General features: G+C 51.1%; 1 rRNA gene. It reads right to left on the reverse strand.

The features are described 5' to 3' along the window. Positions 1-1,285: ribosomal RNA gene (locus tag LY11_RS26450) — 23S ribosomal RNA — on the reverse strand; the annotation flags it as partial.

Below are 1,285 nucleotides of genomic sequence, written 5' to 3' on the forward strand. Positions count from 1 at the left end.
TAACCTATCAACGTAGTAGTCTGCTACGGTCCTATATGGAATTCTCATCTCGTGGCTAGTTTCGCACTTAGATGCTTTCAGCGCTTATCTATTCCCAACGTAGCTACTCTGCAATGCCCCTGGCGGAACAACAGATTCACTAGAGGTTAGTCCAACCCGGTCCTCTCGTACTAAGGTCAGCCCCACTCAAAATTCCTACGCCCACAACAGATAGGGACCGAACTGTCTCGCGACGTTCTGAACCCAGCTCGCGTGCCACTTTAATCGGCGAACAGCCGAACCCTTGGGACCTTCTCCAGCCCCAGGATGTGACGAGCCGACATCGAGGTGCCAAACCTCCCCGTCGATATGAGCTCTTGGGGGAGATCAGCCTGTTATCCCCAGCGTACCTTTTATCCTTTGAGCGATGGCCCTTCCATGCAGAACCACCGGATCACTATATCCGTCTTTCGACCCTGCTCGGCTTGTCTGCCTCACAGTCAAGCAAGCTTATGCTATTGCACTCCTCATACGGTTACCAAGCGTATTGAGCTTACCTTTGAAAGCCTCCGTTACCTTTTTGGAGGCGACCACCCCAGTCAAACTACCCATCAAACAATGTCCCCCCCGAAAGGGGTTAGACACCGAATACAAAAAGGGTGGTATTTCAACGTTGACTCCACAACACCTAGCGATGCCACTTCATAGTCTCCCACCTATCCTACACATCCTGTATCCAATGTCAATGTTAAATTGTAGTGAAGGTGCATGGGGTCTTTCCGTCCCGTTGCGGGTACCCGGCGTCTTCACCGGGACCACAATTTCACCGAGCTCATGGCTGAGACAGCGCCCAGATCGTTACACCATTCGTGCAGGTCGGAACTTACCCGACAAGGAATTTCGCTACCTTAGGACCGTTATAGTTACGGCCGCCGTTTACTGGGGCTTCGATTCAATGCTTCTCCTTTAACAGATGACATCCCCTCTTAACCTTCCAGCACCGGGCAGGTGTCAGGCCTTATACTTCATCTTTCGATTTTGCAAAGCCATGTGTTTTTGTTAAACAGTCGCCTGGGCCTTTTCACTGCGGCTGACATTGCTGTCAGCGCCCCTTCTCCCGAAGTTACAGGGCCATTTTGCCGAGTTCCTTAGCCATGATTCACTCGAGCACCTTAGAATTCTCTTCCCGGATACCTGTGTCGGTTTGCGGTACGGGTTTTTATAACCTGAAGCTTAGCGGTTTTTCTTGGAAGTCTGATTACCTGCGCTATCCACTCACCCGAAGGTTTGCGGTACTATCGACCTT

This window comes from Pedobacter cryoconitis (genome assembly GCF_003259615.1).
Taxonomy (GTDB): domain Bacteria; phylum Bacteroidota; class Bacteroidia; order Sphingobacteriales; family Sphingobacteriaceae; genus Pedobacter; species Pedobacter cryoconitis.